Genomic DNA, 2,952 nt, shown 5'->3' on the forward strand with positions numbered 1-2,952 from the left:
GTCGAGGGTCGTCTTGCCTGTCTCGCCTGGCAGGCAGCCGACCGGATCGACAGCCCCCGCATCTAGGGCGGCGATTGCGGTTACCAGATGATATTACGAAGATTTAATTTATCGGGTCGGTGTCGCCCGCTCGCCAGATGCATGGCTGGAGTGGAACCTTGATGAAGAGGAGTAGCGCCGACCTGAAACAACAAACCCGGCTTGCGGAGGGTTGTTGGCGATCAGCACCATGCGGAAATGGATAACAAGAACAAATTGCCGACAGGGATCACCAGCTCGCATGTCTTCCCGGCTCTGTCCTGCCGGCCATCGAAGCCTCTTATGTGCCGATCCCGTCTGTCCGCCCGAGATAGCCGTTGGCGATCTCGCGCATCCGTTTGGCGTCGAAGCTCGGGCCGTGGCCGCCATGACCGATGCGGATCGGCAGATCGAGCAGCCGCTGCATCGTCCGGCGATAGGCTGATCGGTCGGAGTCCGGCAGGTCGTCGATCAGCATCGCGTCGTAGATGGCGTCGCCGGCGAAGAACAGGCCGTCGGCCTCGTCGAACAACGCGATCGAATCGGGCGAATGGCCGGGCAGATGCAGCACGCGGAACAGCCGGTCACCGAGATCGACCGTGTCGCCCTCGTCAAGTGTTCGCATCAGCGGCGCCGGCGGAATCTTGTAATCGGCGGCTTTCCAGCCGGGCGCCGGCAACTTCGAGACGGCGTCTTCGAGATCGTGGAACATGTGGGCGTAGGTGACGGCGTCATCCATGCTGTTGAAATACGCGGCGCTGTGTCTCGGCCCGGCCCGCAGCGGGAATTCGTGCAGCGAGCCGACATGGTCGAGATGGATATGGGTGGCGACGACGAGCAGCGGCTTGCCCGCCGGCGTGTCGATCTCCGGCGCCAGCGGGCGGATGCCCATGCCGGTGTCGACAAGCAGGTCGATGTCGCGGCCGCGAAGATGCCAGATGTTGGCGCGCACGAAATCATGCACGAACGGCTCCGTCAGCATGGTTGTAACGGTGTCGACCTTCGTCTTGCTGAACCAGTCAAGCATCACAAGATATCCGGCATCAGAAGAGGCCGGCATCAGACGAACGGTTTTCCAACCTTGTATTTTTCTGGAACCAGTCGCTTCAGATAGGCCATGCCTGCATCGGAGAGTTGGTTGACCTCCGGCAGCATGAAATCGTCGGGCATGTGGCGGGTCTTGCCGGCGACGTTTTTCAGCGGCACCTTCTTCAGCACGGTTTTCTTGCCGTCATATTGCAGCGCCACCGAGCCGCCGCCCTGTTCGGCGACAGCGACGGCAAAAACGCCGGCGTCGAAAGCTTCCTGCGCATCGACGGCGTTGATGGCGCCGACATAGCCGCGCGGCATGTAGCCGAGCGCATCGACACGCGCCCGCTTGCCCGGCAATCCTTCGGCTAGCGCGCGCTCGAGGGCGGCCGGCAGGTCGCTGCCCGACAGCTTGACGTTGCCATGCGCATCGCGCTCCAGTTTCTCCGGCGGGACAAGGCTTTCGACCAGTGCCTTGCCGTCGGCGGTGCTGACGCCTTCGGACACGGCAACGATGCAGCGCTTGTGGCGGTCGAGCGTGGCGCGCACGTCGTCGATGAAGGCCGCAGCCGAGAACGGCCGCTCCGGCACATAGACGAGATGCGGGCCGCTGTCGGGGTCAAGCTGCCATGCGGCAGCGGCGGCGGTGAGGAAGCCGGCATGCCGCCCCATGACGATGCCGACATAGATACCCGGCAGAGCCCGGAAGTCGAGGTCGACCGAGAGGAAGGCGCCGGAGACGAACTCGGCTGCCGAAATGAAGCCGGGCGTGTGGTCGTTCTCCTCGAGATCGTTGTCGATGGTTTTCGGCGCATGGACGAAAGCTATCTTGCCGCCGGCGGCATCGGTCAGGATCTGCTGCGTGCCCGACGTATCGTGGCCGCCGATATAGATGAACGCGTCGGCGCCGGCCTTCTTCAGACCGTTGAGGATGATCTCGCAATAGGCGTCATCCGGCTTGTCGCGCGTCGAGCCAAGCGCGGCGCTCGGCGTTGCCGCAATCAGCCGCAGCCGATCCTCTGGAATCGCTGAGAGATCGATATAGTTGCCGTCACGAATGCCGCGCACGCCATGGATCGAGCCCAGGACCTTAGCGCCGGGATGCCGCTTGCGGATTTCGAGCGCAGCGCCCACCATCGTCTGGTTGATGACGGCGGTCGGACCGCCGCCTTGCGCGATCACAAAAGTTCCGGACATGCTTCACGTCTCCCGAGCAGTGGCTTTGCAGGCACATTCGCCTGTCTTGCGAGATCACGCAACGGGAGAGTCGAGCGGCCGCGCCGGCCACGCTATCGGATCACACGACGACCGGGAGGGTCAGACGACGACGACCGGGTTCTTCCTGGAGACGCGGCTGTAGAGGTCGATGATGTCCTGGTTGATCAGGCGAACGCAGCCCGACGACATCGCCTGGCCGATGCTCCACCATTCGGGCGAACCATGGATGCGGTAGCCGGTGTCGTGGCCGTTCTGGTAGATGTACAGCGCGCGCGCGCCGAGCGGGTTGTCGAGGCCGCCGGGTTGCCCGGCCTGCCATTTCACCAGTTCCGGCTTGCGGGCGATCATCTCGGCCGGCGGCGTCCAGGTCGGCCATTCCTTGCCGTACTGAATGTTGGCGCGGCCGGACCAGCGGAAGCCTTCCTTGCCGATGCCGACGCCGTAGCGGATCGCGTCACCGCCGGGCTGCACCAGGTAGAGCAGCCGCTCCTGCGAATGGACGACGATGGTGCCGGGCTGCTCGCCGGTCGGGTCGACGACGATCTGGCGACGGAACTCCGGCTTGACTTTGAGGTAGGGCACTTCCGGCAGCGTGAAGCCGCCGTCGGTGACGGAGGCATACATCACATCGGGACTGGTGATGTTCTTGTCGACGCTGATGCTCGGGCGGATGGGGGTGATCGCGCC

At 64.0% G+C, this 2,952-nt stretch carries 3 protein-coding genes; all 3 read right to left on the reverse strand.

Annotation, left to right across the window (positions count from 1 at the left end; translation table 11 throughout):
* Window positions 1–319: 319 nt before the first annotated feature.
* Entirely contained in the window at window positions 320–1,045 is a 726-nt protein-coding gene (locus EOA85_RS31405) for an MBL fold metallo-hydrolase (RefSeq protein WP_127212327.1), read from the reverse strand.
* 32 nt (window positions 1,046–1,077) lie between these two features.
* Window positions 1,078–2,244: a diphosphate--fructose-6-phosphate 1-phosphotransferase gene (locus EOA85_RS31410; RefSeq protein WP_127212328.1), complete on the reverse strand. Its 1,167-nt coding sequence runs from the start codon at window positions 2,242–2,244 to the stop codon at window positions 1,078–1,080.
* A 120-nt stretch (window positions 2,245–2,364) separates the two neighbouring features.
* Window positions 2,365–2,952, reverse strand: a 588-nt coding sequence (locus tag EOA85_RS31415; RefSeq protein ID WP_164760002.1) for a L,D-transpeptidase, incomplete at its 5' end; no start/stop codon positions are given.

Origin of the sequence: Mesorhizobium sp. M5C.F.Ca.IN.020.29.1.1, from assembly GCF_003997375.1 — a bacterium.
Classification (GTDB): domain Bacteria; phylum Pseudomonadota; class Alphaproteobacteria; order Rhizobiales; family Rhizobiaceae; genus Mesorhizobium; species Mesorhizobium wenxiniae.

Excerpts from the sequence above, each read along its gene's own strand:
- EOA85_RS31405 (WP_127212327.1), bottom strand. The coding sequence starts at position 1,045 with ATGCTTGACTGGTTCAGCAAGACGAAGGTCGACACCGTTACAACCATG.
- EOA85_RS31410 (WP_127212328.1), bottom strand. The coding sequence starts at position 2,244 with ATGTCCGGAACTTTTGTGATCGCGCAAGGCGGCGGTCCGACCGCCGTC.